This is a genomic window from Pseudomonas sp. NyZ480 (assembly GCF_029537255.1).
Classification (GTDB): domain Bacteria; phylum Pseudomonadota; class Gammaproteobacteria; order Pseudomonadales; family Pseudomonadaceae; genus Aquipseudomonas; species Aquipseudomonas taiwanensis.
Genome location: NZ_CP120626.1, coordinates 2,254,085 through 2,280,762 on the forward strand (window position 1 = coordinate 2,254,085; position 26,678 = coordinate 2,280,762).

A 26,678-nucleotide genomic window follows, 5' to 3' on the forward strand; every position below is an offset into this window, starting at 1 on the left:
ATGAAGTTGGGCGTCAATACTGCCAGGGCAGGAAAACATATTCTGGGGCTTGGCGTTGTGGCGCTACTGGCTGGTTGCGGTGATGACAAGACCAATACCTTTACGTTGATAGGTGAGTTGCCGCCGAACTTTTCCTATCACGGCGTGGCGTGGTACAGGCACGAATCGGACCCCACGTGCGACGCTGGAGGGTTTCGTGGGGTGTCGATCAATAAGGACTGGCGGAAAAACTACCTCCCCGTGACTACCATCGAAATTCGCAAGATGGTCAAGGGCTGCCCGATGGTGGTGCGGCATCTGGAGTTGAAGATACGTGCAAAGTATGGAAGTGAATTCCACCAATTCACTGGAGATCCGGCAAATATCGGGATCTATGAAGTGTTGGAGGAAAAGTACCATCGTGAATTCAATGAGGCGAACGAAGATGTTTTCTTTGGAGTTTGTCGATGGATGTTCAGGACGATGGGGAGGGATCGGGTGATACGCAAATTGCTGGCATGCAGAAAAGACAATGAGCGCGGAGAGCGTGGTTTGGGCCATCCCTTTGCGGCGTATACGCTCGATCAGCTACCTGGGAAAACGGTGCGGATGAATATTCGAGTGGGCGGGGAAGAGCGTCCGTCTTGGGGGGATACATGGGTGAAGTTTCCAAATGGTTGGAAACGATGTGCAGGGGATGGGCCTGATGACCTTCAAGGGTACTGCCATGGAAATTACACCGATTTCAGCGAATTTACGATGCCTGATGGTAGACGTTGCACAATTTACCCAGGTTGTGAGGAGTGATGGATGAAGTTGGGCGCCAATACTGCCGGAGCAGGAAACATATTGTAGGGTTTGGAGTAGTTGCACTACTGGCTGGTTGCGGTGATGACAAGACCAATACCTTTACGTTGATAGGTGAGTTGCCGCCGAACTTTTCCTATCACGGCGTGGCGTGGTACAGGCACGAATCGGACCCCACGTGCGACGCAGGAGGGTTTCGTGGAGTGTCGATCAATAAGGACTGGCGGAAAAACTACCTCCCCGTGACGACCATCGAAATTCGCAAGGTGGTCAAGGGCTGCCCGATGGTGGTGCGGCATCTGGAGTTGAAGATACGCGCAAAGTATGGAAGTGAATTCCACCAAATTACTGGGGATCCGGCAAATATCGGGATCTATGAAGTGTTGGAGGAAAAGTACCATCGTGAATTCAATGAGGCGAATGAAGATGTTTTTTATGGAATTTGTCAATGGATGTTCAGGACGATGGGGAGGGATCGGGTGATACGCAAATTGCTGGCATGCAGAAAAGACAATGAGCGCGGAGAGCGTGGTTTGGGCCATCCCTTTGCGGCGTATACGCTCGATCAGCTACCAGGGAAAACGGTGCGGATGAATATTCGAGTGGGCGGTGAAGAGAGTCCGTCTTGGGGAGATACATGGGTGAAGTTTCCAAATGGCTGGAAACGTTGTGCAGGAAAAGGGGCTGAGGATCATAGGGGGTACTGCCATGGAAATTACACCGATTTCAGCGAATTTACGATGCCGGATGGTAGACGTTGCACAATTTACCCAGGTTGTGAGGAATGATAGATGGAGCTGAAGACTGATGTTGCTGAGAGGATTTCAGCTTCGCTGAATGATCAAGCGCTAACATGTCCGCATCGCGGTCGTGAAACAACATTTCAATTGGTGGATGAACAGGGGGCGGGTGAGCCTTATGCGGGCTTGTATTATGAAGTGGTAGACAGTGAAGGGGTTACGTACAGTGGTGCGCTAGATGTCAAAGGATGCGGCAGGGTGACGAATCATCACGGTGCTATATCGTTGCGGTTCGAGAGCGAATATGTCGGCTCGGAAGAGCTTTATAGCGACCTTCAGCGACGTAAATCCTATCCCTTGAAAATTACTGATCTCCAAGTGCGCGCAGAGAAAACGCAGTACGCAAATGCCGATGGATCCAGAACTTCAAGTAATCCTGCGCAAGCAGCGGCGGACCATTACTATCAGGTAGAAACCAGTGAGCTGGTTCGTTATGCCTGCCATTTACCACCGCTCGTTGACCGTGGTTTTCCACCTCGAACCTCCTTGAATGCCATCATGGGGGAGCATGGAAATAGCGGTATTTGCCTTATGCCGGATGCTTGCACGGTGCTTGAAGTGCGTCCGCTCCGGGCATTGCGACCGCTGCTATCGGCGAACGCCGAGTTCTGTGCGCTGAACTTGTATCAGTTGGCGTTGATGGCGACGCTCAGCTACAACCCATTTGGACAGGACCCGGACGAGCACCCCGTACTGGCTTCTACGGTCAACTTTCCGTTCATACCCACCAGTGGTAACTGGTTCGGGAGTGCGTTGAACACGTTCAACGAAATCTGGCGTGTCGACCCCAAGCAATCGGAACCCATGTACCCAATACTCGAAGAGGTGGCCTATTCCAGACGTCTGGAAATCGTGCCGTTTGACCCCGCTCTGTATCCAGTCAACGACCCAAACCTGGGAAACGACCAACAAAATCCGGCACGCTTGCATTTTTTGGATGACCGAGGTGTCAGCGATGCAACGGACACCCAGGCCTTCATCACTCACACATCTGAATATGCTCTGATTGCAATACGCGGAACAAACGAAGCAGCGGACTTTCTTCGAGATGTTGACGCACTCCAAGTGCCCTTCGAGCAAGGAGAAGGTCGCGTCCATCGTGGTTTTTATGAGTCAGCGCTCAAGGTCTTTGACTTCGCGATGTCGTACCTTGATCAGTTCGACTATTCAAAGAAACTAATCATCTGCGGCCACAGTCTTCGGAGCAGTTGCCTTGATCCTGGCCGAAATGCTGCGCCGCACTTCCAAAGAGTTTGCCATCCAACTCTACACCTACGGCGCCCCCCGCGCCGGTGACGTCACCTTCACCCGCAACGCTGCCGACCTCATCCACCACCGCATCGTCAACCATGACGACGTCATCCCCAACGCCCCGCTCCCCTGGATGAACCCGCGCTACGACGTCATGGCCCAAGGCGCCTTGGTGATGCAGATCGATGCCTTGCTTGGCATGAAAATCCTGCGCACGGGCCTGGTCAACCAGGAGGGCGAACATTACGAACATCACGGCAGCCTGCGCCATTTCATGCCGATCGCGCTGACGCCGCACACATCGTCGGCCATTCTGTGGAGCCCGGGCTGCGATACCATCACCGATCAGGCCCTGTGCAGTCGCTACCTGCGCAAGGTCGATGGTTTGCCGGAGCTTCGCTCGATCAGTGTTGCGGATCACGCCATGACGGCCGGTTACCTACCGGCCTGCTGGGCAGTGTTGCGCCGCCACCAGCAAGCACTGGCCGATCGGGCACCTGCGGTCACCCGACGAGAAATACAGCTGGTCGAAGAGGCCTTGAAGTCTATCAGCGAACAGTTGGTCAGGCGCCGAGCACGTCTGGCTGGCGGTGACCATTACGCGCGCACCCATGAGCCAAGCCAAAAGCAGGTGGAGCAGGAGTTGAGCCGTATCAGTGTCACTCGCGAGCGCCTGGCGACCTTGAACCATGCTCCTATCAGTGCAGCCGATATCTATGGCGAGCATGCTGGCACACCTCATCTCATGGCCGCATTGGCGCGCTGGCATGCCCATGCGCAGAACGCCCGAACCGAACCGCTTGCCCAGGCACCCGCTGAGTTGGCGCCCGTCGAGCCCGTGACGCCAGCCATGACCTACAACGACATCCTCGCCTACCTGGATGCCGTGGACGACCCGAATGACCCGCTGAACCTCATATGAAAAAGGGGCACACCCACAAAGGCATGCCCCTTTTGACTGGCGCGTGGGCTATCAGGCGACCTTGACGATCCAGCCCGCTGGCGCTTCGACGTCACCGCTCTGGATGCCGGTCAGCTCGTTGTAGAGCTTCTGGGTAACGGGGCCGACTTTTTCCAGGTCATGGAATACATGCAGCTTGCCGTTGTATTCGATACCACCGATCGGGGTGATCACGGCAGCGGTACCGCAGGCACCGGCTTCGACGAAGCGGCCGAGATTGTTGATCTCGACATCGCCTTCGACCACGGTCAGGCCCAGGCGCGATTGCGCCAGTTCCATCAGCGACAGGCGGGTGATACCCGGCAGTACCGAGGCCGATTTCGGGGTGACGAATTCGTTGTCGGCGGTGATGCCAAAGAAGTTGGCCGAACCGACTTCCTCGATCTTCGAGTGGGTCAGTGGGTCCAGGTAGATGGCGTCGGCGAAGTGCGCCTTCTTGGCTTCGGCGCCCGGCAGCAGGCTGGCTGCGTAGTTGCCGCCGACCTTGGCCGCACCGGTGCCTTGCGGGGCTGCGCGGTCGAAGCTGGAAATCTGGAAGTTGTGCGGCTTCATGCCGCCCTTGAAGTACGAGCCTACCGGGATGGCGAAGATCGAGAAGATGAACTCGGGGGCGGTGCGCACGCCGATGTTGTCACCGGTACCGATCACGAACGGACGCAGGTACAGGGCACCTTTGCCGTGCGGCGGAACGAACTTCTCGTTGGCCTTGACCACTTGCTTGCAGGCCTCGATGAATACATCGGTCGGCACTTGCGGCATCAGCAGGCGTGCGCAGCTGCGCTGCATGCGTGCGGCGTTCTGGTCGGGGCGGAACAGGTTGATCGAGCCGTCCTTGCAACGATAGGCCTTCAGGCCTTCGAAGCACTGCTGGCCATAGTGCAGGGCGGTGGAGCCTTCACTGATGTGCAGCACATTGTCTTCGGTCAGGGTGCCTTTGTCCCACTCGCCGTTGCGCCACACGGACAGGTAGCGCTTGTCGGTCTTGATGTAGTCGAAACCCAGCTTGTCCCAGTTAATGCTCTCGTTACTCATGACACCCTCGATTGTCTTGCAGATGCCCGATCTACTCGGGCTGCTGTGATATGCGCACCTCGCCACGATAATACATCCGTCGCGGATCGGGAACGGCCAGTCACGAATTGGCTGCCGCTCACGTCAATCGGCCTGCCTGTCAGCGCTCCTGCAGGCGTCGGTTCCAGTCACCGCCATGGCGGCGGGCGCAGGCCTCTTCGCTGTCGAAACGCACGTGCCAGGCCACATGGTCCAGACGAATGCCGGCTTCGTCGAGCGCCTGGGCTGTCAGTGCCAGCATACGCGCCTTCTGAGGGCTGCCCAGGGCTGCGTCCTTGTCCGCTTCGCGGTCGAATACCCAGGTGATACGCAGGCTGTCGGGGAATGCATCGGGATCCAGGCGATGGGTGAGCCAGGCGAAACCGACAATTTCGGCCTTGGCGGTTTCACAGGCTTCGGTCAGGCAGGCGATCAGTTCGCGCTCCATACGCGCCAGTTCACGTTTGTTCAGGGCTTTCACCAGGCCTCCTGGCGGCAGTGTGTGGAAAAAACCGTCACTTTAGCGCAGTTAATGTCGAGGTTGGTTTTTGCACGGGCGGGGCAGGCGTGATAGAACGCAGGGGTGCCATTCAGAAGTTGAATACCCAGATGTCCATCAGCGCTAAATCGAATAGAGCCCTCTTCGACCTCGACTTGCTCCGAGCCATTGTCGTGGTGGCCGACTGCGGCAGCTTCACCACGGCCGCGGCACGCTTGCACTCGACACAGTCGACCATCAGCCAGAAGGTTCGCCGCCTGGAAGAAATGGTTGGCCACCGCCTGCTGGTGCGTGGCAATCGTGACGTGCTGCCCACCGATGCCGGTCAGACCCTGCTCGGTTATGCCCGCCACATGCTGGCGTTGAACGACCAGATGCTCGAAGCCTTGGCCGGTGCCATGGTCGGCGTGACCGTACGCCTTGGCGTGCCGGAGGACTTCGTCGGCGGACGCACCACCCATGCGTTGTCGGCGTTCAGTCGCCAGCACCCGCAGGTCAAGCTGGAGGTCACCAGTGGGCTGTGTCGCGACCTCAGCCAGTCCTATGACAACGGTGAACTGGACTTGGTGTTGCTCAAGCAGCGGCGCAACAGCCGCGAAGGGGTGGCGTGCTGGCCGGAGCGGTTGCAGTGGATCGACAGCGTGCGCCTGCCATCGTTCGAGCTCGACCCGGTACCCTTGGTCACGTTTCCTCCGCGCGGGCTGTATCGCGATGACATGATCAGCGCCATCGAGGGCATGGGGCGGCGCTGGCGCATCAGCTTCACGAGTTCGAGCCTGAGCGGGATCCAGGCCGCGGTGGCCGATGGGATGGGCATCAGCCTGCTGCCACCACGGGCCGCGACCGGTGAGCACCGCACCCTCGGGCTGGCGCAAGGGCTGCCGGAGGTGGACAGTTATGAAATCGTGATCCTGCATCGCCCGACAGCAGATGTGATGGTCAAGGCGCTGGCGGATGTGCTCAAGCAAATGCTGGCTGTGGACGGGATCTGACAGCCCCCCCTTGCCGTGCGGCGGACGTTGCGCGGCTGCCGCGATCCGCGCTCGCGCGATCAATGCACGGTCTTGCGCTGCCTGACACACCCCGCAGCTTGCACCGTCAGTTCATCCAGCCATTCATCACGCTGCTGTTCAGCGTCGATCATGGCGTCCTCGCCTTGCTGGTTGAGCAGGTAGGTATGGATCTGGTGCACTTCCGTGGTCTGGTAGATCGGCGCGATATCCAGTCGGCCAATCAGCGCGCCGCTGGCGTGGCCGGTGCTGCTCATCAATACCTGCGGCCCATTGGCGGCCACCACTTGCATTCCCATGCTTTCGAACCACGGTACCTGGCCGGCGAAGGCGTTGAGCTCGACGCAGGCGTAGCGCGTCTTGAGGTCCGTCAGCAGGGCACGGGCGATGCCCTGGCGGCGGTGGCTTGGCCGTACCGCAAGAAAGGTCAGCGCGCAGGCCTGGTCGTTGTCCTGGGCCGGTAACGCCAGGGCGAACCCGAGCAGTTGGTCCGGTGCATCGGCGTCCAGGGCGAGGGTCAGTGTCACCCGCAGCCCACGCGTGCCGTCCAGGGCCTGGAGATACTGGTGTACCTCCATGCCAACGCCGTACTGATACAACGGGTACAGCGGATTCTCGACGCGGATGGCGACGCTGCTCAGGTCGCCGACGTTTTCGATCACCAGTTGGCGAATCTGGTTCTGGAAGGACTCGGGCGGCACGCTGTCGAGGCGGCTCAGGATGAACATCGGTGGACGGGCTCCGGCTGGCAAGGGCTTAGGCTGCGCCACGCTGGCGCAGGACCCACAGTCTACCCGTTTTTGCCGAGCAGGCTCAGGCCCGCAGCGCCGCCAGCATCAGGTCCAGATTCTGCACGGCCGCGCCCGATGCACCTTTGCCCAGGTTGTCGAACACCGCCGTCAGCAGCACCTGGCCATGCGCGGGGTTGGCATACAGCGCCAGTCGCAGGTCGTTGCTGTCGTTCAGGGCTTCAGGGTCGAGCGCTGCCGCTGGCCCGTGCTGGTGCAGTGGCATCACCTGGACATGGCGCGCGCCCTGGTAATGCTGCTCCAGGCAGGCCTGCAGCTGTTCGGCGCGGACGTTGCCTGGCAGCAGGCGCAACTGCACGGCAATGCTTAGCACGATGCCCTGGCGATAGGCGCCATAACCTGGCAGGAACATCGGCCGTTGCGACAGCCCGGCATGTTGCTGGATCTCCGGCACGTGTTTGTGCGCCAGTTCCAGTCCATAGAGTTGCAGGGCAGGGGGGCTGTCTGCTGACGCCTGTTCGTAGCGCTCGACCGCTGATCGGCCACCGCCGGAGTACCCGGAAATGGCATGAATGCTCAGGGGGTAGTCGGCTGGTAGTAGCCCGGCCTTGATCAGCGGGCGCAACAGGGCGATGGCGCCGGTGGGGTAGCAGCCAGGGTTACTGACGCGTTTGGCTTGGGCGATGCGCTCGGCCTGCTGCTCATCCAGCTCTGGCAAACCATAGACCCAGCCGGGGGTTGTGCGGTGGGCGGAGCTGGCGTCGATCACGCGTACGGCCGGGTTGCGCAGCGCTGCAACGGCTTCGCGGGCGGCGTCGTCGGGCAGGCAGAGCAGGGCGATGTCGGCATTGTTGATGGCCTCTGCGCGGCGTTGTGGGTGCTTTCGGTCAGCCTCGGGGAGGGTAATCAGGCGCAGGTCGTCGCGGCCTTGCAAGCGGGCGTGAATGTGCAGGCCAGTGGTGCCTTGGTCGCCGTCGATGAAGACAAGTGGCGTGTGCATGGTCGAGTTCCGGTGGCGGAGGGATGGCCTATGCTCGCGCGTCGCTGGACTAAAGAAAATTTGAATATCATGATGCTTGTATTCATAAATTCTGAATTAACACCATGCGAGAAATCAGCCTGGATCGCCTTCGTACCTTGGTGGTGATCGCCGATATGGGGTCGTTCGCCGAAGCGGCCCGACAGCTCAACCTGGCGCCTGCGACCATCAGTCTCCATGTAGCGGAACTGGAGGCACGGGTCGGGGCTGCGCTGCTGCTGCGCAACCGCAGCCAGGTTCGGCCTACCGCCCTCGGCGAAACCCTGCTGGTGCGTGCCCGCCGCCTGCTGGCCGATGCCGACCTGGCGCTGGACGAGGTGCGCCGGCAGGTCGAGGGCCTGACGGGGCGCGTGCGACTGGGAGCCTCGACCGGCGCCATCGCCCACCTGCTGCCCCAGGCATTGGAGCACCTGCGCCAGACGCATCCAGGGGTCGATGTGCAGGTACAGGTGCTGACCTCCCAGGCTTCGCTGACACGGCTGCGTGACGGCACGCTGGATATTGGCCTGGTGGCATTGCCGCAGGTGGCGGGCAAAGGGCTGAGGGTCACACCCTGGCGGCGTGACCCGATCATGGCCTTCGTGCCCAGTGACTGGCAGCCTCCGGCCAAGGTGACGCCAGCCTGGCTGGGGCAGCGCGCATTGATCCTCAATGACAACAGCACCCAGCTGTCACGGGTGACCGCCGAGTGGTTCGCGGCGGCCGGGTTGTACCCGGTACCGCGCATCGAACTGAACTACAACGATGCGATCAAGAGCCTGGTGGGCGCGGGGTATGGCGCGACATTGCTGCCTCAGGAGGGCGCAGCGGCAGAGTTCGACCCCAGGGTTGCCCGGCGCCCGTTGCGACCGGGGTTGTGGCGGCAGTTGGGTATTGCCTGCCGGGAAGGGGAGCACGACCGGGCCACGGGGTATGTGCTGGAGGCGTTGGAGCGGTTGCGGCAGTAGACTGGCTCATTGCCGATGTGCTTGAAGAGGCCCGATACTCACTCCGCTGGCGGCTGGGTTTCGGTGACCGGGCGACTGAAGGCGCCATTGCGGACTTGAAAAAAGGTCCGCAGGCCATTTCAATCGATACTTCATGTAATCAATAGAGTCGCCATGACCCGCCATTTCGATGACCTGCAACTGGGTAGCCTGGAGCTGTTCTGCCTTGCCGCCGACACCGGTAGTTTCACGGCGGCCGCTAACGAGGCCGGCGTTACCCCAGCAGCGGTGAGTCGCAGCGTGGCCCGCCTGGAGGAGCGTCTGGGGGTGCGGTTGTTCGTGCGTACCACCCGCCATATGCGCCTGTCTGAGGCCGGCCTGGCGTATTACCAGCAATGCCGCCAGGCACTGGGGCAGCTGGTCGAGGCCGAGCGCCAGGTCGCCGGTGGGCAGCTCGAGCCCAGTGGCCGGCTGCGCATCAGCGCCCCGACACCCTATGCCCATCACCGTCTGCTGCCGCTGCTGCCGCGCTTTCGTGAGCTGTACCCGCAGGTGCAAATCGATGTGCACGTCAGCAATCGCAATGTCGATTTCGCCGACGAGCCGTTCGATCTCGCCATTCGCGGTCGTGAGCCCGCGGATTCGCGGCTGGTGGCAAGGCGGCTGGAAGATGCCGAGCTGGTGGTGGTGGCAACGCCCGGCTACTTGGCACGGGCCGGCGTGCCACAGGTGCCCGAAGACCTGCTGCGGCATGAATGCATCCAGTTCGAGCTCCCCAGCAGCGGCCGCCGTCCGCCCTGGAGCTTTCGCCAGGACGGTCGGCAGCTGGAGCTGGAGACCCACGGATCGTTCACCTGCCAGGGCGACTTCCTGGCCACCGCCACGCTGGTACGCCATGGCGCGGGCTTGATGCAGGCCTATCGCTTCACGGTACAGGATGCTCTGGAGCGTGGCGAGCTGGTGGAAGTGTTGCGTGATTTTGGCGGCACTTCACGGCCGTTCATGTTGATCTACCCGCAGGCGCGGCACATGCCCTTGCGGGTGCGGGTGCTGATCGACTTTCTGTTCAGCGGTGCAAGCCTGGGGCAGGCCCGCACTGTGGCAGGGCTGCCCACACGCCCTTAGGCTGTGTACGAAAAGCCTTGATACTCGGTGATGCTGCGTTGAAAACAGCCTTGCCTGACCTTCGTCCCAAGCCTTTTCCCACAGCCCCTAGAACCAGCGGTCGTTCTTCTTGCGGCCTCGGGTCAGCGACGGCAGGATCAGCCCGGCCAGCAAACCTGCGCCAGCGATGCTACCGCCATAAACCATGTAGCGCATCATCACCTGCTTGTTCTCGTCGCCCAGGCGCGCCTGGGTGTCGCGCAAGCTGGACTGGCTCTGGTCGAGCTGTTCACTGAGCGCCTTGTTGCGCGCCTCCAGCTCATCGATCAGTTTCTTGCGTGAGTCGAGGGTTTCCTGCATACCCTGCACGCGGTTCTTCCAGCTGTCGTCGATGGTTTTCAGCTGACCGGACAACTCCGCCACCTGGGCATCGAGTTGCGGCAGGCGTTCGCTCTGGCCTGGCACCGACTGCAAGTCGGTGCTGAGGATCCACACCAAGTCGCCGTTCTGCCCGCGTACCTGACTGTAGTTACCCTGGCTGCCAATGAGCGTGACCTTTTGTCCGGACTTGAGGTTGCCGACGATGCGGTGGCCATCGGTAGGGCCACTGCGCACGTAGGTGGTCAGGCTGTCACTGACCCAGCGCGCATCGCTGGCGGGTTCTTCAGCATGCACCGGAACGGCGAGGGCCACCAGCGCGGCGATCAGGCTGCCGCGCAGGGCAGGGAGGACAGGGGCAGAGGGGCGGGAATCAGGCATGTTGGGTCTTCGCTGGAACTGGACAGAAAATGGCCCGGTGAATAGGCCGGTGAACCGGTCGCTGGTTTGACCGTCAGGGAATGACCGCATTTTTGTAGGCAGGTTCACTGCCTAATGTCGGAAATGTCTGCAGAATGTTGCAGGGATGCACGCGAGCCAAGGCGCTAGACTGATGGTTCCTTCAACGCTCCTGGAGCATGGCCATGACTGCCAAGAACACCCTCTGCCTCTGGTTCGACAAGGATGCGCAAGCAGCGGCGAACTTCTATGCCAGTGTTTTCCCCGATAGTCGGGTAGTCGCCGTGCACAAGGCGCCGGCTGACTTCCCCTCGGGCAAGGTCGGCGACGTGATCACTGTGGAATTCATCGTCATGGGCTTACCCTGCGTAGGCATCAATGGGGGCACGGCGTTCAAGCAGACCGAGGCGTTTTCGTTCCAGGTCTGTACCGAAGACCAAGCCGAAACCGACCGTTTCTGGAACGCCATCGTGGGCAACGGCGGCCAGGAAAGCGTGTGTGGTTGGTGCAAGGATAAGTGGGGGGTGTCATGGCAGATCACGCCCAGAGTGTTGCTCGAGTCCTTCAGTCACCCTGATCCCGCAGCGGCCAAGCGAGCGTTCGAGGCGATGATGACCATGGGCAAGATCGATGTGGCTGCCATCGAGGCGGCATTGAAAGGCTGACCGGCAAGACTGGCAGGCCTTGGCGGCGGGTGGGCTCTAGGCTCTGTACGTAAAGCTTTGATACTCGGTGACGCTGCGTTGAAAACAGCCTCGGAATGCTCATTTACAAGCCGTAAACTCCGCTTCCTCGGCTGTTTTCGCCTTGCCTGACCTTCGTCTCAAGACGTTTCATACAGACCCTAAGGACGGGGCGCCTGGGTAAGCCGTATGATCTGCCGCGCGCAGTAGGCGCCGGTGAGAATCACTCCGAACAAACGCAAGGTCTGCATGGCCAGCACCAGGCCGACATCGGCATGGGTCTCAACCGCGATGATCGCCATGGCATCCAGCCCACCGGGGCTGGTGGCCAGGTACATCGACAGGAAGTCGCTGCCCATCGCCTTGGCCATCAGCCAGGCGCAGGCAGCGCACAGCACGATCAGCACCAAGGCTCCAGCTATCATGGTCGGCAGGTGTGTCCACACGTAGCGCACGGTCTGCCGGTCGAAGCGCAGGCCGATGTAGCAGCCAATGGCGCCATACGCCACGGCCAGCAAGGGTTCGGGCAGGGTGATCGTCAGCAACTCGCTCAGCTGCAGCGCACTACCGAGCAATAATGGCATCAGCAGAGCCCCCGCGGGCATTCGGTTGCCGGCGGCAATGCCGACCACCACCACGCCAACACTGAGCAGGCTATTGAGCAGATGCGGTGCCTCGCTGATCGCAGGGGCGTTCGCCGCCGCGCCAGGCCCCGGCGTGGCGCCCAGCAGGTGGCTGACCAGCGAGCCGATCATCACCACGCACACCACGCGCACATACTGCATGGTGGCCACTACGCGGCCATCTGCGCCGTTTTCCTCAGCCATCGACACCATCGCCGACGCAGCGCCAGGAGCGGTGCCCCAGGCAGCGGTACTGCCGGGAATGCCGCCAAAGCGCACCGTGCCCAGGCCCACCAAGGCGCTCAGGGCCACGGTGATGAAGGTGGCGACCAGCATCAGGTGCCAGGACTGCGCCATCGAGATCAATACCGACCAGCTCACCGCGTGCGCCACCAGCAGGCCGACGCAACCTTGGCCGAAACGAAACGCCTGACGATGTAGAGACAGGCGCGCACCGCCTATACCGAACACGATGGCCACCAGCATGGGGCCGAGGAACAAGCCTGCCGGTACGGACAGGGTATGCAACAACTGGCCGAAGGCACCGGCGCCTATCAGTAGCGCGAACCATTTGACGAAGGTCTTGGGGTTGCCGGAGGCAGAGGTCTGCAAGGTCGAGACTCCTTGTGCAGCGATAACGCGGTGTGCGGGGAAAAGTATCGACGGGGCAACCGATCAAGTCTATTTTCTACTTTTGATGAATCCATAACTGAAATTCATGAATCATGGACCTTCGCGACCTGACGTATTTCGAAACCATCGCCGAACTCGGGCATCTGGGCCGGGCTGCCGAACAGCTCAATCGCAGCCAGCCCGCGCTGAGCAAGAGCATCCAGCGTCTTGAAGAGTCGTTGGGCACGCGCCTGTTCCAGCGGGATGGGCGGCGGATCAAACTGACCGAAGTCGGCAAGCTGCTGTTGGCCCGTGGCAAGCAATTGCAGATGAACATCGCGCAAACCGAGCGTGAAGTGCGCGATTTCGCCAGCGGGCTGGTGGGCAACATTCGCCTTGGCTGCGCCGCGAGCATGGCCGATCATCTGTTGCCGAACCTGACGGCGGTCCTGCTTGAGCGGGCGCCGGAGCTGACGCTGAAACTGTCCATCGCTCAGGACGATGTGCTCAAGGAGTCGCTGCGCTCTGGCCAGCTGGATGTGATCATCTCGCCGCAGATCGCCGACGACCCGCAGTTCACCACCTACCCGATCGTTGAAGACGAAGCAGTGGTCGTGGCCAGCGAGGACCATCCGGTGTTTGCCGGCCCCATCACCTTGAAGGACCTGTGCCGCTATCGCTGGGTGTTGGGTGGCCCCACGGTCACGGCTCGGCGCTGGATCGACAACGTGTTCATGGCCCAGCAATTGCCTTCCCCGCAGGTACAGATCGAGACCAATTCGATTTCGCTTCTACCCCGGCTGATCGCCCGCACCCGTCTGCTGAGTTTCGTGGCGCGGGAAACGCTGGAGCACGGTCTGGGCCGTTCGGGTTTGCGCGAGGTGCCGCTGGAGGAGACCACGATGCGGCGAACCGTTGCGGTATCGGTGCGCGCTCAAGGGTATTTGCCACCGGCGGCAAGCTCGATGGTGGAGTTGCTGAGGGAAAAGGGCGTGAGCTTCCTGGGTAGTGAATGGCGGCGAAGCGACGGTGCTTGAGGATTCTGATGGCCGGTTGATGACAAGCGGCACGCTGAATCTACGCTCAGGCATAAGTAACATTCTGCAATATTCCCCGGCAGGCCCTGATGGATCTCGTTCGTTCGCTACGCAGGAAGGCCGTGCTGGTCGGCAAGTCGCCCTATGGGGGGACGCAATTCTTGAGTTGCCCGGTGCAACTCCTGGCGGAGGCTCATCAATGCTTAAAAAATGCTTGTTGGCGTTGGCCATCGGCGGCTTGCTGTCGGCATCGGCGGTGTGGGTGCCGGACTCGCTCGGTGGCGTATCCACTGCTTATGCGAAAGACGGTGGCGGCGGTGGAGGTGGAGGCCACGGTGGAGGCGGTGGAGGCGGTGGAGGCCATGGAGGCGGCGGAGGCGGCCACGGTGGCGGTGGTGGAGGGCATGGTGGTGGCGGAGGCTCAGGCGGTGGCCATGGCGGCAGTGGCAGCGGACACGGTGGCGACGGCGGCAATGCCGGCTCGGGCCGTGGTGAGAGCGGTCGCAACGGGGCAGATGATGGTGCCAGCCATGAGGCCAACCACGAGGCCAATCACGAAGCGAATCACGAAGCCAACCATGATGTGGGTGGGCCCCACGGCGTGGGGCAGGGGGCGGATGATGGGGTGAATCATGACGTCGGGGATGACCGTGGGGGTGATCGGACCTGACATTCCCGTGGCCTGTACCAGCCCGTTTCGAAAGGCGGTACAGGCGTTCAGGTCGATGGTTGCCCCGGGTAGTCAGGTATGAGGGACCTGTTTGGCCACCGGCGTCCCGGCATACTGCGGCTTCAAATGCCCCTGGTCATCCAGCAGGTACGCATCCATCACTTCGCGCACCACGGGCCCCGCCACCCGGCCTCCGGCCTCGCCGTTCTCGATCATTACCGCCACCACCACGCTTGGATGGTCAGCCGGAGCGAAGCCGACGAACAGGGCGTTGTCGCGGTGGCGTTCCAGGGTTTTGTCACGGTTGTAGCGCTCGCCTTGCTTGATCGCCACCACCTGCGCGGTGCCGCTCTTGCCTGCAATCCGGTACTGCGCCCCAGCCGCCGCCGCGCGGGCGATACCTCGTGGGTCGTGCATGACCATCTGCATGCCCTGGTTCACCTGGTCCCAGGCATGGCGGTCGTGCAGCACGATGTTCGGCATCGGGTTCGGGTCCACCGGTGCTTCACCGCCCACGGTCATGGCCAGGTGCGGACGGTGCCATACACCTTTACTGGCCAGCAGGCTGGTGGCCTGGGCCAGTTGCAGCGGTGTGACCTGCATGTAGCCCTGGCCAATCCCGAGAATCAATGTCTCGCCGGGGAACCAGGCCTGGCGGCGAGTCGCACGTTTCCATTGCTGCGACGGCATCAGGCCGGCCGCTTCCTCGAACATGTCCAGCGACACCTTCTGACCCAGGCCGAACTCACTCATGTAGTCGTGCAGCCGGTCGATGCCGAGTTTGTGTGCCAAGTCGTAGAAGTAGGTGTCGTTGGAACGCATGATGGCGGTGTACATGTCCACCCAGCCATCGCCGCTGTGGTTCCAGTTGCGGTACTTGTGATCGTAGTTGGGCAACTCGTAGTAGCCGGGGTCGAACACTCGGCTGCCGGGGGTGATCACACCACTGTCGAGACCGGCGATGGCGACTTCCGGCTTGACCGTCGAGCCCGGCGCGTAGAGACCGCGCAGCACGCGGTTGAACAGCGGGCGGTCGATCGAGTCGCGCAGGGCTGCGTATTGCTTGAAACTGATGCCCTTGACGAACAGGTTAGGGTCGAAGCTGGGGTTGCTGACCATCGCCAGCACGTCGCCATTGGCCGGGTCCAGCACTACCACGGCGCCACGTCGGTCGCCCAGGGCCTTCTCCGCAGCCAACTGTAGGTGCGCATCGAGGCTCAGGACGATGTCCTTGCCGGGAATCGGGTCCTGGTGATTGAGCACTCGCATCACACGGCCCTGGGCATTGGTTTCGACCTCTTCGTACCCGACGTGGCCATGCAGCTGGCGTTCGTAGAAGTGCTCGATACCCGTCTTGCCGATCGACTGGGTGCCCCGGTATTCAGTGCTGTCGAGGGTCTTGGCTTCCTTTTCGTTGATGCGCCCGACATAGCCCACCGAATGGGCGAAGTGCTCGGCCAGGGGGTATTCGCGGATGAACTGTGGCTCGACCTCAAGGCCCGGCAGGCGGAATTGGTTGACCGCCACCAGGGCGATCTGCTCCTCGCTCAACCCCACCATCAGGGTCACCGGTTCGAAAGGCTTGCGGCCTCGACGAAGGTCCTTGTCGAACTGCTTGCGATCATCTTCGGACAGGCTCAGGACCTGGGCCAGGGTATCGAGAACCTTGGCCGTATCGCCGGCCCGTTCACGGGTCATGGTCAGGTCGAAGCTGGGCTTGTTGTCGGCCAGCACCACGCCATTGCGGTCGTAGATCAGTCCGCGCTCGGGGGCGATGGGTAGCACATGCACACGGTTGTTTTCCGAAACAGCGGTCTGCTGGTCGTGCTGTACCACCTGTAGCACATACAGCCGTCCCACCAGCACGGCCACCAGGCTGCAGACCAGGGCGGCGCAGGCCAGCAGCCGACGGTTGACCAGGTGCTTTTCCTTTTCGTGGTCCTTCAGGGGTATGGGCTGGGGCATGGGCTCGGCTGTCGGGTCTCGGGCAATACGCAAGATCGCGGGGCAGGCAGGCTTGGGCAGGTTCGGCGCAGCCGCTGACGAGCGGTGTCCCTGCCAGCGCCGACCTGCCCCGCGATGGGCGGGCGATGCTACGCAAGGTCGCCGGGAGCCTCAAGGTACCGGATGCACCGCACGGGCCTGGATATGCCGCTCGCCCCCGGTGTCAGTGCCTTCATGGCCAACATGAAGATTCGTTCATGCGACTGACGGGCATAAAAAACAGTTTTTGCGACGGTTACTGACCTGCAACAGGGTTTTGCAGCCAAGTACTGACTAGACTGGCTTTTCCAACCCTGCCCGTGAGAGCGCGATGACGGACCATCCCCTGCAGCAGACGCCCCCGCAAGCCATCCGTTTCCCCGTCGGATTGGTTGCCGCTGTGATCGCACTGGTGGTGGTCTTGCTGCTGCCTCTGCCGGCCACCCTGCCAGTGGCCGGGCAGCGGATGCTGGCGATTCTGTTGTTCGCGGTCATCGTCTGGGTCACCGAAGCGGTGTCCTATGAAGCCAGCGCCATCATGATCACCTCGCTCATGGCGGTGCTGTTGGGCACTGCGCCCACGTTGCAAGACCCCGCGGTGACCTACGGGTCGTCGGCGGGTGTATCGATGGCGCTCAGCGGCTTTGCAAACCCGGCGCTGGCGCTGGTGGTCGGTGCTTTGTTCATTGCTGCCGCGATGACCCACACTGGGCTGGACAAGCGCATCGCCCTGGTCACCCTGAGCAAGGTCGGCGCCAGCACCCAGCGTGTGCTGCTGGGATCGATGGCGGTGATCGTGCTGTTGAGCCTGGTGGTGCCCAGCGCTACCGCGCGCAGCGCCTGCGTGGTGCCGATCATGATGGGGGTGATCGCGGCATTTGGGGTTTCGGCACGTTCGAACATCGCCGCAGGCATCATGATCATCGTCGCCCAGGGCACCAGCATCTGGAACATCGGGATCCAGACCGCCGCGGCCCAGAACCTGCTGACGGTGGGCTTCATGGACAAGATGCTCGGGCAGCGGGTGTCTTGGATCGACTGGCTGATGGCCGGCGCGCCGTGGGCGGTGATCATGTCGCTGGTGCTGGTGGTGCTGGTCCTGAAACTGCTGCCACCGGAAAGCGACAAGGTGCCGGGCGGCATGGAGGGGGTCAACCAAAGCCTGACGCAACTAGGGCCCATGACTGGCGCGCAGAAGCGTCTGGGCCTGGTCTCGCTGCTGTTGTTACTGGCCTGGGCCACGGAAGGGCGCCTGCACCCGTTCGATACCACGACCACCACCTATGCCGGCTTGGTGGTGCTGTTGCTGCCGCGCTTTGGCGTGATGACCTGGAAGGATGTGCAGGCGCGCATTCCGTGGGGCACGGTGATCGTGTTCGGCGTCGGCATCAGCCTGGGTACTGCCCTGCTCAGCACCCAAGCAGGGCAGTGGCTGGGCGCGCAGGTGGTCGAGCGCACCGGGCTGGACCAGGTCGGCTCGTTGGGCGTGTTCGCGATCCTCAGTGCATTCCTGATTCTGATTCACCTGGGCTTTGCCAGTGCCACCGCGCTGACGTCGGCATTCCTGCCCATTCTCATTGCAGTCCTGCAGACGCTGCCCGGCGATTTCAGCCGGGTAGGCATGACCATGCTGCTCGGTTTTGCCGTCAGCTTCGGTTTCATTCTGCCGATCAACGCCCCGCAGAACATGGTCTGCCTGGGCACCGATACCTTCACCCCCAGGCAGTTCGCGCGGGTTGGCATCTGGGTCAGTGTGATCGGCTATGTGCTGTTGTTGGTCTTTGCCGGGACCTATTGGTCGTGGCTGGGCTGGATGTAACCCGCCGGCAAGCCCGGCAACGCTCGTTGGCTAGCCGACCGAGCGATCACTCAAGCTCATGTGGGAATACAAGGAGGCGAGTATGAAAGCTGCTGTCGTTGCAAAAGGGCAACGTGTGGAAGTGGTCGAGAAAACCCTGCGACCGTTGAAGCACGGTGAAGCGCTCCTGGCGATGGAGTGCTGTGGCGTCTGCCATACCGACCTGCACGTGAAGAACGCCGATTTCGGTGACAAGACCGGTGTCGTGCTGGGTCATGAGGGCATCGGCGTGGTCAAGGAAGTTGGTCCGGGTGTCACCTCGCTGAAAATAGGCGACCGGGCCAGTGTCGCCTGGTTCTACCAGGGCTGTGGTCATTGCGAATACTGCAACAGCGGTAACGAAACCCTGTGCCGCGAGGTGAAGAACGCCGGCTACACCGTCGATGGCGGCATGGCCGAAGAGTGCATCGTGGTGGCCGATTACGCGGTCAAGGTGCCCGATGGGCTGGACTCCGCTGCTGCAAGCAGCGTCACCTGTGCTGGCGTCACCACCTACAAGGCAGTGAAGATTTCCAACATTCGCCCCGGACAGTGGATTGCCATCTACGGCCTCGGCGGCCTGGGCAACCTGGCCCTTCAGTACGCCAAGAACGTCTTCAATGCCAGGGTCATTGCGGTGGACATCAACGATGACCAGCTGGCGTTCGCACGGGAAATGGGAGCGGACCTGACGATCAACTCCCTCAAGGAAGACGCCGCGAAGATCATCCAGGAGAAAACCGGGGGGGCTCATGCGGCCGTGGTGACGGCCGTGGCGAAGACGGCGTTCAACTCAGCGGTGGACGCGTTGCGCGCGGGCGGGCGACTGGTGGCGGTCGGTTTGCCGACCGCCAGCATGGACCTCAACATTCCCCGCCTGGTACTGGACGGTATCGAAGTGGTCGGCTCGCTGGTCGGCACTCGCCAGGACCTGCACGAGGCCTTCGAATTCGCCGCGCAAGGCAAAGTGGTGCCGAAGGTCGCCCTGCGCCGCATCGAAGAGATCAACGAGATCTTCGATGAAATGGAGCAAGGCAAGATCACTGGTCGCATGGTGATCGACTTCACTCAGTAAGGCAGTCGAAGCAAGGCCCCGGTCGCAGGGTGGTGCTGGCCGGGGCCTTGTTTTTCAAGCCGTGGTCAGTGCTTGAACATTACATGACGGATGGCCGTGTAGTCCTCGAGGCCATACATCGACATGTCCTTGCCATAGCCGGACAGCTTCACGCCGCCATGCGGCATCTCGCTGACCAGCATGAAGTGGGTGTTGACCCAGGTGCAGCCGTACTGCAGGCGCGCCGCCAGTCGGTGGGCGCGACCGACATCGGCGGTCCACACCGAGGAGGCCAGGCCATAATCGGAGTCGTTGGCCCAGGCCAGGGCCTGTGCCTCGTCGTCGAACTCGGTGACCGATACCACCGGGCCGAAGATCTCGCGACGCACCACTTCGTCATCCTGAAGGGCGCCGGCCAGTACGGTCGGTTCGAAGAAGAAGCCTGCACGTTCGGCGCGCTTGCCACCGGTAACCACTTCGATGTGCGGCAACTGCCGGGCACGCTCGACGAAACCGGCGACGCGCTCCAGATGCTGCTGGGTGATCAATGGCCCCAATTCGGTGTCCGGGTCGTCCTGCTCGCCATAGCGAATGCTGGCAACGGCTTCGCCGAGCTTCTGCACGAACTTGGCGTAGATGCCTTTCTGTGCATAGATGCGGCAAGCCGCGGTGCAGTCTTGCCCGGCGTTGTAGAAGCCGAAGGTGCGGATGCCTTCCACGGCAGCGTCGATATCTGCGTCGTCGAAGATGATCACCGGGGCCTTGCCGCCCAATTCCATGTGCATGCGCTTCACCGTGTCAGCGGTGCCGGCAATGATGCGGCTGCCGGTGGCCACCGAGCCGGTCAACGAGACCATGCGCACTTTCGGGTGGGCGGTCAGGGGCTCACCGACGCTTGGGCCACGGCCGAAGACGATGTTCACCACGCCAGCCGGGAAAATGCCGGCAATCAGCTCAGCCAGGCGCAGGGCAGTCAGCGGGGTCTGCTCGGACGGCTTGAGTACCACGGTGTTGCCGGCGGCCAGGGCTGGGGCGAGTTTCCAGGCCGCCATCATCAGTGGGTAGTTCCACGGGGCGATCGACGCAACCACGCCCACCGGGTCACGGCGGATCATCGAGGTATGGCCCGGCAGGTATTCGCCAGCGGCCGAACCTTGCAGGCAACGGCTGGCACCTGCGAAGAAGCGGAACACGTCGGCCACGGCTGGCAGTTCGTCGTTCAGCGCGGCGCTGTAGGGCTTGCCGCAGTTGTTCGATTCCAGGCGTGCCAGTTCCGCTGCGTTGGCATCGATGGCGTCGGCCAGCTTCAACAGCAGGAGCGAGCGGTCCTTCGGCGCGGTCTGCGACCAGCTGTCGAAGGCCGTATCGGCAGCCTGAACGGCGGCATCGACCTGGGCAGGCGTGGCCTCGGCGATCTCGATCAGAGTGGTGCCGAGTGACGGATTGAGGATGGCAAGCGTTTCGCCTTTGCCGGCGACCAGTTGGCCGTTGATCAACAGGTTGGTTTGCATCGGTGGAACCTCCAGTTCGGGAGCGTAGAGCACATTCGGTCGGTGTCGTGTTCAAGCGCGTGCCACGGCGCGGCTACTTGCCGCTGCCCGCCACGCCTTCGCCACCTTTGGTCAGGTAATAGGCGCCCAGGATCGGCAGCATCGTCACGAGCATCACCAGCATGGCGACCACGTTGGTTACGGGGACGTCGCGGGGGCGGCCCAGTTGGTTCAGCAGCCAGATTGGCAAGGTTCGCTCATGGCCGGCGGTGAAGGTGGTGACGATGATTTCGTCGAATGACAGGGCGAACGCCAGCATGCCGCCGGCCAGCAAGGCCGAGCCAAGGTTGGGCAGGATCACGTGGCGGAAGGTCTGCCAGCCATCGGCGCCCAGGTCCATCGAGGCTTCGATCAGGCTCTGGGAGGTCCGCCGCAGGCGAGCGATGACGTTGTTGTAGACGATCACCACGCAGAAAGTGGCATGGCCGATGACGATGGTCAGCATGCCCGGCTCGATGCCCAGTGACTTGAACGCCGACAGCAGGGCGATACCGGTGATGATGCCGGGCAAGGCAATCGGCAGGATCAGCATCAGCGAGATGCCTTCCTTGCCGAAGAAGTCGCGCCGGTACAGCGCCACCGAGGCCAGGGTGCCCAGCACCATGGCGATCAGCGTGGCGATGCCGGCGACCTTTACCGACAGCACGATGGCATCGAGTACGTCCTGGCGCGCGAACGCCACGCTGAACCAGTGCAGGGTGAAGCCCTTGGGCGGGAAGCTGAAGGCGGCGTCCTCGGTGTTGAAGGCGTACAGGAAGATGATCAGGATCGGGAAGTGCAGGAACACCAGTCCGCCCCAGGCGGCGGCTTTCAGCCCCCAGGAAGCCTGGCCGTGGGTTGAGGAGTCAGAGTGCATCGAAGGCCCCCAGGCGTTTGACGATGGACAGGTAGACGGCGATCAGCACGATCGGTACCAGGGTGAAGGCGGCCGCCATCGGCATGTTGCCGATCGCGCCTTGCTGGGCGTACACCATGTTGCCGATGAAGAACCCGGGTGGACCCACCAGTTGTGGCACGATGAAGTCGCCCAGGGTGAGGCTGAAGGTGAAGATCGAACCGGCGGCGATGCCAGGCACCGACAACGGCAGGATGACCTGGAAGAAGGTCTGCTGCGGGTGTGCCCCCAGGTCGGCCGAGGCTTGCAGCAACGAAGGCGGCAGGCGTTCGAGAGAGGCCTGGATCGGCAGGATCATGAACGGCAGCCAGATGTACACGAACACCAAGAAGCGCCCGAAGCTGGAGGTGGACAGGGTATTGCCCCCCAGCCCCGGCAGGCCCAGCAGCAGGTTCAGTACAGGTTCCAGGCCCAGGTGCTGGATGAACCACATCGCCACGCCGCCCTTGGCCAGCAGTAGGGTCCAGGCGTAGGTCTTGACGATATAGCTGGCCCACATCGGCAGCATCACGGCGATGTAGAAAAACGCCTTGGTCTTGCCGTGGGTGTAGCGTGCCATGTAGTAGGCGATGGGGAAGGCCACCGCGCCGCTGGCGACGGATACCGCCACGGCCATCAGCACCGTGCGCTGGATGATGTCGAAGTTGGCCGGGTTGAATAGCGAGGTGAAGTTGGACCAGGTAAAGTCCGAGGTCACCATCATGGTGAAGTCGTCGAAGGTGTAGAAACCCTGCCACAGCAAGGTCAGCAACGAGCCCAGGTAGATTGCGCCGAACCACAGCAGCGGTGGTACCAGCAGCAGCGACAGGTACAGGGTCGGCTTGCGGTACAGCAGGTTCGACAGGCGTCGCAGCGGGCCATTGGCTGTCGCCGTAGCCGGTGCATTGAGGGTCAGTTCCATGTCATGCGCCCTCGTTGAGCACCACCATGGCCGCGCGCGACCAGCGAGCGGTCACCTGCTGGCCCGGCTGGTGGGGGAGGTGGCTGTCGGCCCACTGGCTGTTGGCCTGGCTGAGGCAGAGGTTCTGACCGTTGTCCAGGCGGATTTCGTAGCGGGTCGCCGCACCTTGGTACTGGATGTCGTGCAGCAGGCCGCTGATCTCGATGTCGCTGGCGCCGCGTTCGCCGTCGGCGAAGCGGATGTGTTCCGGACGGATGGAAAACGGCTGTGCGTTGCCGGTCAGGGCGCGGGCGAGGTCGCCGCGCAGCACGTTCGAGGTGCCGACGAATTCCGCCACGAACGGTGTGGCCGGCTTCATGTACAGGTTGCGAGGGGTGTCGACCTGCTCGATGCGGCCTTTGTTGAACACCGCCACGCGGTCGGACATCGACAGCGCTTCGCTCTGGTCGTGGGTCACGAAGATGAAGGTGATGCCCAGTTGGCGCTGCAGTTTCTTCAGCTCGCTCTGCATCTGTTCGCGCAACTTGAGATCCAGCGCGCCCAGGGGTTCGTCCAGCAGCAGTACACGTGGGCGGTTGACCAGGGCGCGGGCCAAGGCCACGCGTTGGCGCTGCCCGCCGGAAAGCTGCACCGGCTTGCGCTGGCCATAACCCCCCAAGGCCACCATGGCTAACGCCTCTTCGGCACGCTGCAGGCGGTCAGCCTTGCCAACCCCTTTCACCTTCAGGCCATAGGCGACGTTCTCCAGCACGCTCATGTGCGGGAACAGCGCGTAGTCCTGAAACACCGTGTTGACGTCGCGCTGATAGGGCGGCAGACCGGCGGCTTCCTGACCGTGGATGCGGATCGAGCCTGCGCTGGGTTGCTCGAAGCCGGCGATCAGGCGCAGGCAGGTGGTCTTGCCCGAGCCCGATGGGCCGAGCATGGAGAAGAACTCGCCGTCCTTGATGTCGATGGACACCCGGTCAACGGCTTTCACCTCGCCGAATTGGCGGGAAACCTGGGTGAACTGAACAGCGGGGGTGGTCATGGTGCACGCTCCAAGGGGCAGGAATCCGGCGTAGCAGGGCCCTGCCCGTTGCTCTGAAGGACGGGAAATCGCTATGCAGGTAGTTCGGTGTGGGGCTGGCGCGCCTGGCACTCACTGACGCGTGCTGCCAGGCGCCGGGAAAGCCGTCGCTCAGCGGCCGCCCATGATCCCGATGTAATCCTGGGTCCAGCGGCTGTAGGGCACGAACTTGCCGCCCTCCGCCACTGGGGTTTTCCAGAACGCGATCTTGTCGAACTGGTTGTAGCCGTTGCTGGCGCAGCCTTCGGCACCCAGCAAGGCACTGGCCTTGCAGCCTTCGGGGGCTGCCGGGACCGAGCCGAACCAGGCAGCGACGTCACCCTGTACCTTGGGCTCCAGCGACCAGCTCAGCCATTTGTAGGCGCAGTTGGGGTGTTTGGCCTCGGCATGCAGCATGGTGGTATCGGCCCACCCGGTAACGCCTTCCTTGGGGAAAACGGTGGCGATGGGCTGGCCCTCGGCCTTGAGTGCGTTGGCCTGGTACGGCCAGGCACTGGAGGCCACGACGCCTTCGTTCTTGAAGTCGCTCATCTGCACCGTGGTGTCGTGCCAGTAACGATGGATCAGTTCACGCTGTTGGCGCAGCAGTTCGATCACCGCGGCGTACTGCTTCTCGTCGAGTTGATAGGGGTCGGTGATGCCCAACTGCGGCTGGGTGGCCTTGAGGTACAGCGCGGCATCGGCGACGTAGATCGGGCCGTCGTAGGCCTGCACGCGGCCCTTGTTCGGCTTGCCGTCGGCCAGGTCCTGGCCTTGGAATACTACCTTCCAGCTGTCCGGCGGAGTGGGGAACACCTGGGTGTTGTACATCAACAGGTTCGGGCCCCACTGGTAGGGGGCGCCGTAGGTCTTGCCGTCGACCACGTACCAGGCCGCATCCTTGAGCCTGGGGTCGATGTTCTTCCAGTTGGGAATCAACGCAGGGTCGATCGGCTGCACGCGTTTGCCGTAGATCAGCCGCAGCGAAGCATCACCTGAAGCGGTGACCAGGTCATAGCCGCCCTTGGCCATCAGGCTGACCATCTCGTCGGAGGTGGCGGCGGTCTTGACGTTGACCTGGCAGCCGGTTTCCTTTTCGAATGGGGTGACCCAGTCGTACTGCTTGTCGGACTCGCCACGCTCGATGTAACCGGGCCAGGCGACGATGTCCAGGCGGCCTTCACCCGCGCCGACCTCCTTCAAGGCCTCAGCGGCCTGGGTGCCGGCGCTGGCCAGTAGGGCGGTGGTGATGGCACTGAGTAGTACGGTCTTGCGCATCGGGTGAGTTCCTCTTGTTGTTGTCGCTTGGGATGTGCCGGCAGGCGCGTTCACTCCAGCTGCTGGCCGTGGCGCGCCATGATGTGGCGAACCACGCTGTAGTCCTGCAGCGAGTCACTGGACAGGTCCTTGCCATACCCCGAGCGCTTGAGGCCGCCGTGGGGCATTTCACTGGCCAGCATGAAATGGGTGTTGATCCAGGTGCAGCCATACTGCAAGCGGTTGGCGACCTGGAACGCCTTGTCCAGGTTCTGCGTCCACACCGATGAAGCCAGGCCGTATTCCGAGTCGTTGGCCCAGTCCACCGCCTGTTCCAGCTGATCGAAGCGGGTCACCGTGACCACTGGGCCGAACACTTCGCGCTGGACGATCTCATCCTGCTGCTTGCAGCCGGCGAGCAGGGTGGGCTGGTAGAAGAAGCCCGCTCCCGAATGCGCGGCGGCGCCGGTGACCCGTTCGATATGCGGCTGGCCCAGGGCGCGTTCGACGAAGCTGGCCACGCGGTCGCGCTGGCGGGCGCTGATCAATGGGCCGATCTCGTTGTCGGCGTCGCGCTTGCGGGCGAAGCGAATATTGGCCACGGCATCGCCGAGCTCGGCGACCAGACGGTCGTGGATGCCGGCCTGGGCGTAGATGCGGCAGGCGGCGGTGCAGTCCTGGCCGGCGTTGTAGTAGCCATGGGTGCGCACACCTTCGACCACGGCGGCCAGGTCGGCGTCATTGCAGACGATCACTGGGGCCTTGCCGCCAAGCTCCAGATGGGTGCGCTTGAGGGTGCGCGAGGCAGCCTGCAGGATCTTCTGCCCGGTGACGATATCGCCGGTGAGGGAAACCATGCGCACCTTCGGGTGGCTGACCAGATGGCTGCCGATGCCTTCGCCACCGCCGCAGACGATATTGAGCACGCCGGGTGGCAGGACCTGCGCCAGGGTGGGTGCCAGCGCCAGGATACTCAGCGGGGTGTGTTCGGACGGTTTGAACACCAGGGTGTTGCCGGCCGCCAGGGCCGGAGCGATTTTCCAGGCCGCCATCATCAGCGGGTAGTTCCACGGCGCGATGGAGGCCACCACGCCGACCGGGTCACGACGTACCATGCTGGTATGGCCGGGAATGTATTCGCCGGACAATTGGCCTTGCTGGCAACGCACGGCGCCGGCGAAGAAGCGGAATACGTCGGCGGTGGCGGGGATGTCGTCCTGGCGTGCCAGGTGCAGCGGTTTGCCGCAGTTGAGTGCTTCGAGCCGGGCGAGTTCGTCGGCGCAGTGGTCGATGGCTTCGGCGATGGCCAGCAGCGCCTTGGCGCGCTGGGCGGGGGTGGTGCGTGACCAGGCCGGGAAGGCCCGGTGGGCGGCCGCGATGGCGGCTTCGAGTTGATCCAGCGAACCTTCGGCGATGCTGACCAGGGTCTGGCCACTGGCCGGGTTGATGATCGGTTCGACAATACCCTGGCCTGCGACCAGTTGGCCGTCGATCAGCAACGCGGTGTGCAGGGGGGCACCAGTCATCTTGGACGCTCGTCGTTTATCGGTCTTGTTGTCGTGGGGCATAGGCAGGC

25 protein-coding genes are annotated in these 26,678 nt (G+C 62.4%); 11 read left to right on the forward strand and 14 right to left on the reverse strand.

Annotation, left to right across the window (positions count from 1 at the left end; genetic code table 11):
• The 4 genes from P3R38_RS10360 to P3R38_RS10375 all read left to right on the forward strand — a co-directional run bounded on the left by P3R38_RS10360 (position 1) and on the right by P3R38_RS10375 (position 3,759).
• Positions 1-786, forward strand: a complete 786-nt coding sequence (locus P3R38_RS10360; protein ID WP_277687113.1) for a hypothetical protein — start codon at positions 1-3, stop codon at positions 784-786.
• A gap of 203 nt (positions 787-989) precedes the next feature.
• The gene (locus P3R38_RS10365; protein WP_347176214.1) at positions 990-1,574 is read left to right on the forward strand and encodes a hypothetical protein; all 585 of its coding nucleotides are present in this window, start codon (positions 990-992) and stop codon (positions 1,572-1,574) included.
• 3 nt (positions 1,575-1,577) lie between these two features.
• Complete coding sequence (locus tag P3R38_RS10370) at positions 1,578-2,882, forward strand: hypothetical protein (RefSeq protein ID WP_277687114.1); 1,305 nt, start codon at positions 1,578-1,580, stop codon at positions 2,880-2,882.
• On the forward strand, positions 2,800-3,759 hold the full coding sequence (locus tag P3R38_RS10375; protein WP_277687115.1) for a hypothetical protein: 960 nt from the start codon (positions 2,800-2,802) through the stop codon (positions 3,757-3,759). The genes P3R38_RS10370 and P3R38_RS10375 overlap by 83 nt, the downstream gene beginning before the upstream one ends.
• A 51-nt stretch (positions 3,760-3,810) precedes the next feature.
• Here the strand turns inward: P3R38_RS10375 and P3R38_RS10380 are convergent, their stop codons facing one another.
• Both P3R38_RS10380 and P3R38_RS10385 read right to left on the reverse strand, forming a co-directional pair.
• Complete coding sequence (locus tag P3R38_RS10380; RefSeq protein WP_023380128.1) at positions 3,811-4,830, reverse strand: branched-chain amino acid aminotransferase; 1,020 nt, start codon at positions 4,828-4,830, stop codon at positions 3,811-3,813.
• Positions 4,831-4,969: 139 nt separating this feature from the next.
• A complete protein-coding gene (locus P3R38_RS10385; RefSeq protein WP_277687116.1) occupies positions 4,970-5,329 on the reverse strand; it encodes a hypothetical protein in 360 nt (119 codons plus the stop codon).
• A gap of 128 nt (positions 5,330-5,457) precedes the next feature.
• Between P3R38_RS10385 and P3R38_RS10390 the strand changes: the two genes are divergently transcribed.
• Positions 5,458-6,339 carry a LysR family transcriptional regulator gene (locus P3R38_RS10390; protein WP_023380130.1) on the forward strand — a complete coding sequence of 294 codons (882 nt, stop codon included), beginning with the start codon at positions 5,458-5,460 and terminating at the stop codon, positions 6,337-6,339.
• A gap of 59 nt (positions 6,340-6,398) precedes the next feature.
• Here P3R38_RS10390 and P3R38_RS10395 read toward each other — a convergent pair whose 3' ends face one another.
• Together P3R38_RS10395 and argC are read right to left on the reverse strand one after the other, a co-directional pair.
• On the reverse strand, positions 6,399-7,085 hold the full coding sequence (locus P3R38_RS10395; protein ID WP_023380131.1) for a GNAT family N-acetyltransferase: 687 nt from the start codon (positions 7,083-7,085) through the stop codon (positions 6,399-6,401).
• 85 nt (positions 7,086-7,170) lie between these two features.
• Entirely contained in the window at positions 7,171-8,106 is a 936-nt protein-coding gene (gene argC / locus P3R38_RS10400; RefSeq protein ID WP_023380132.1) for an N-acetyl-gamma-glutamyl-phosphate reductase, read from the reverse strand.
• A gap of 104 nt (positions 8,107-8,210) precedes the next feature.
• Between argC and P3R38_RS10405 the strand changes: the two genes are divergently transcribed.
• Positions 8,211-9,092, forward strand: a complete 882-nt coding sequence (locus tag P3R38_RS10405) for a LysR family transcriptional regulator (RefSeq protein ID WP_023380133.1) — start codon at positions 8,211-8,213, stop codon at positions 9,090-9,092.
• Positions 9,093-9,245: 153 nt separating this feature from the next.
• On the forward strand, positions 9,246-10,196 hold the full coding sequence (locus tag P3R38_RS10410; RefSeq protein WP_023380134.1) for a LysR family transcriptional regulator: 951 nt from the start codon (positions 9,246-9,248) through the stop codon (positions 10,194-10,196).
• Positions 10,197-10,283: 87 nt separating this feature from the next.
• On the opposite strand, the gene P3R38_RS10415 is transcribed toward P3R38_RS10410, so the two are convergent.
• On the reverse strand, positions 10,284-10,934 hold the full coding sequence (locus tag P3R38_RS10415; RefSeq protein WP_023380135.1) for a TIGR04211 family SH3 domain-containing protein: 651 nt from the start codon (positions 10,932-10,934) through the stop codon (positions 10,284-10,286).
• A gap of 203 nt (positions 10,935-11,137) precedes the next feature.
• On the opposite strand from P3R38_RS10415, the gene P3R38_RS10420 reads away from it, so the two are divergent.
• Positions 11,138-11,617 (forward strand): VOC family protein, encoded by a 480-nt coding sequence (locus P3R38_RS10420; protein ID WP_104881885.1) that lies wholly within the window; start codon positions 11,138-11,140, stop codon positions 11,615-11,617.
• A 179-nt stretch (positions 11,618-11,796) separates the two neighbouring features.
• On the opposite strand, the gene P3R38_RS10425 is transcribed toward P3R38_RS10420, so the two are convergent.
• Complete coding sequence (locus tag P3R38_RS10425) at positions 11,797-12,870, reverse strand: AbrB family transcriptional regulator (RefSeq protein ID WP_277687117.1); 1,074 nt, start codon at positions 12,868-12,870, stop codon at positions 11,797-11,799.
• A gap of 113 nt (positions 12,871-12,983) precedes the next feature.
• On the opposite strand from P3R38_RS10425, the gene P3R38_RS10430 reads away from it, so the two are divergent.
• A complete protein-coding gene (locus tag P3R38_RS10430; RefSeq protein WP_023380138.1) occupies positions 12,984-13,907 on the forward strand; it encodes a LysR substrate-binding domain-containing protein in 924 nt (307 codons plus the stop codon).
• A 421-nt stretch (positions 13,908-14,328) separates the two neighbouring features.
• On the opposite strand, the gene P3R38_RS10435 is transcribed toward P3R38_RS10430, so the two are convergent.
• Positions 14,329-14,580 carry a hypothetical protein gene (locus P3R38_RS10435; protein ID WP_104882559.1) on the reverse strand — a complete coding sequence of 84 codons (252 nt, stop codon included), beginning with the start codon at positions 14,578-14,580 and terminating at the stop codon, positions 14,329-14,331.
• 69 nt (positions 14,581-14,649) lie between these two features.
• Entirely contained in the window at positions 14,650-16,542 is a 1,893-nt protein-coding gene (gene mrdA, locus P3R38_RS10440) for a penicillin-binding protein 2 (RefSeq protein WP_277687118.1), read from the reverse strand.
• 349 nt (positions 16,543-16,891) lie between these two features.
• Here mrdA and P3R38_RS10445 point away from each other — a divergent pair, with 349 nt between their 5' ends.
• Both P3R38_RS10445 and adhP read left to right on the forward strand, forming a co-directional pair.
• Positions 16,892-18,379: a DASS family sodium-coupled anion symporter gene (locus P3R38_RS10445; RefSeq protein ID WP_023380141.1), complete on the forward strand. Its 1,488-nt coding sequence runs from the start codon at positions 16,892-16,894 to the stop codon at positions 18,377-18,379.
• 82 nt (positions 18,380-18,461) lie between these two features.
• Entirely contained in the window at positions 18,462-19,472 is a 1,011-nt protein-coding gene (gene adhP / locus P3R38_RS10450) for an alcohol dehydrogenase AdhP (protein ID WP_277687119.1), read from the forward strand.
• 65 nt (positions 19,473-19,537) lie between these two features.
• On the opposite strand, the gene P3R38_RS10455 is transcribed toward adhP, so the two are convergent.
• The 6 genes from P3R38_RS10455 to P3R38_RS10480 all read right to left on the reverse strand — a co-directional run bounded on the left by P3R38_RS10455 (position 19,538) and on the right by P3R38_RS10480 (position 26,628).
• Positions 19,538-20,962: a gamma-aminobutyraldehyde dehydrogenase gene (locus P3R38_RS10455; protein WP_023380143.1), complete on the reverse strand. Its 1,425-nt coding sequence runs from the start codon at positions 20,960-20,962 to the stop codon at positions 19,538-19,540.
• 73 nt (positions 20,963-21,035) lie between these two features.
• Positions 21,036-21,857, reverse strand: a complete 822-nt coding sequence (locus P3R38_RS10460) for an ABC transporter permease (RefSeq protein WP_023380144.1) — start codon at positions 21,855-21,857, stop codon at positions 21,036-21,038.
• Positions 21,847-22,797: an ABC transporter permease gene (locus P3R38_RS10465; RefSeq protein ID WP_027907162.1), complete on the reverse strand. Its 951-nt coding sequence runs from the start codon at positions 22,795-22,797 to the stop codon at positions 21,847-21,849. Before P3R38_RS10465 ends, P3R38_RS10460 begins: the two co-directional genes overlap by 11 nt.
• Position 22,798: 1 nt before the next feature.
• On the reverse strand, positions 22,799-23,827 hold the full coding sequence (locus P3R38_RS10470; protein ID WP_023380146.1) for an ABC transporter ATP-binding protein: 1,029 nt from the start codon (positions 23,825-23,827) through the stop codon (positions 22,799-22,801).
• Positions 23,828-23,977: 150 nt separating this feature from the next.
• Entirely contained in the window at positions 23,978-25,123 is a 1,146-nt protein-coding gene (gene ydcS, locus P3R38_RS10475) for a putative ABC transporter substrate-binding protein YdcS (RefSeq protein WP_104882556.1), read from the reverse strand.
• A 50-nt stretch (positions 25,124-25,173) separates the two neighbouring features.
• Positions 25,174-26,628: a gamma-aminobutyraldehyde dehydrogenase gene (locus P3R38_RS10480; protein WP_104882370.1), complete on the reverse strand. Its 1,455-nt coding sequence runs from the start codon at positions 26,626-26,628 to the stop codon at positions 25,174-25,176.
• Positions 26,629-26,678: the final 50 nt, after the last annotated feature.

What these genes read in the sequence shown, in the direction of transcription:
- argC (WP_023380132.1), bottom strand. Translation starts at nt 8,106, where the DNA reads ATGCACACGCCACTTGTCTTCATCGACGGCGACCAAGGCACCACTGGC.
- P3R38_RS10390 (WP_023380130.1), top strand. Translation starts at nt 5,458, where the DNA reads ATGTCCATCAGCGCTAAATCGAATAGAGCCCTCTTCGACCTCGACTTG.
- P3R38_RS10415 (WP_023380135.1), bottom strand. Translation starts at nt 10,934, where the DNA reads ATGCCTGATTCCCGCCCCTCTGCCCCTGTCCTCCCTGCCCTGCGCGGC.
- P3R38_RS10470 (WP_023380146.1), bottom strand. Translation starts at nt 23,827, where the DNA reads ATGACCACCCCCGCTGTTCAGTTCACCCAGGTTTCCCGCCAATTCGGC.
- P3R38_RS10455 (WP_023380143.1), bottom strand. Translation starts at nt 20,962, where the DNA reads ATGCAAACCAACCTGTTGATCAACGGCCAACTGGTCGCCGGCAAAGGC.
- P3R38_RS10405 (WP_023380133.1), top strand. Translation starts at nt 8,211, where the DNA reads ATGCGAGAAATCAGCCTGGATCGCCTTCGTACCTTGGTGGTGATCGCC.
- P3R38_RS10360 (WP_277687113.1), top strand. Translation starts at nt 1, where the DNA reads ATGAAGTTGGGCGTCAATACTGCCAGGGCAGGAAAACATATTCTGGGG.
- P3R38_RS10435 (WP_104882559.1), bottom strand. Translation starts at nt 14,580, where the DNA reads ATGTCAGGTCCGATCACCCCCACGGTCATCCCCGACGTCATGATTCAC.
- P3R38_RS10460 (WP_023380144.1), bottom strand. Translation starts at nt 21,857, where the DNA reads ATGCACTCTGACTCCTCAACCCACGGCCAGGCTTCCTGGGGGCTGAAA.
- P3R38_RS10380 (WP_023380128.1), bottom strand. Translation starts at nt 4,830, where the DNA reads ATGAGTAACGAGAGCATTAACTGGGACAAGCTGGGTTTCGACTACATC.
- ydcS (WP_104882556.1), bottom strand. Translation starts at nt 25,123, where the DNA reads ATGCGCAAGACCGTACTACTCAGTGCCATCACCACCGCCCTACTGGCC.
- P3R38_RS10420 (WP_104881885.1), top strand. Translation starts at nt 11,138, where the DNA reads ATGACTGCCAAGAACACCCTCTGCCTCTGGTTCGACAAGGATGCGCAA.
- P3R38_RS10445 (WP_023380141.1), top strand. Translation starts at nt 16,892, where the DNA reads ATGACGGACCATCCCCTGCAGCAGACGCCCCCGCAAGCCATCCGTTTC.
- P3R38_RS10410 (WP_023380134.1), top strand. Translation starts at nt 9,246, where the DNA reads ATGACCCGCCATTTCGATGACCTGCAACTGGGTAGCCTGGAGCTGTTC.
- P3R38_RS10370 (WP_277687114.1), top strand. Translation starts at nt 1,578, where the DNA reads ATGGAGCTGAAGACTGATGTTGCTGAGAGGATTTCAGCTTCGCTGAAT.
- P3R38_RS10480 (WP_104882370.1), bottom strand. Translation starts at nt 26,628, where the DNA reads ATGACTGGTGCCCCCCTGCACACCGCGTTGCTGATCGACGGCCAACTG.
- adhP (WP_277687119.1), top strand. Translation starts at nt 18,462, where the DNA reads ATGAAAGCTGCTGTCGTTGCAAAAGGGCAACGTGTGGAAGTGGTCGAG.
- P3R38_RS10395 (WP_023380131.1), bottom strand. Translation starts at nt 7,085, where the DNA reads ATGTTCATCCTGAGCCGCCTCGACAGCGTGCCGCCCGAGTCCTTCCAG.
- P3R38_RS10430 (WP_023380138.1), top strand. Translation starts at nt 12,984, where the DNA reads ATGGACCTTCGCGACCTGACGTATTTCGAAACCATCGCCGAACTCGGG.
- P3R38_RS10465 (WP_027907162.1), bottom strand. Translation starts at nt 22,797, where the DNA reads ATGGAACTGACCCTCAATGCACCGGCTACGGCGACAGCCAATGGCCCG.
- mrdA (WP_277687118.1), bottom strand. Translation starts at nt 16,542, where the DNA reads ATGCCCCAGCCCATACCCCTGAAGGACCACGAAAAGGAAAAGCACCTG.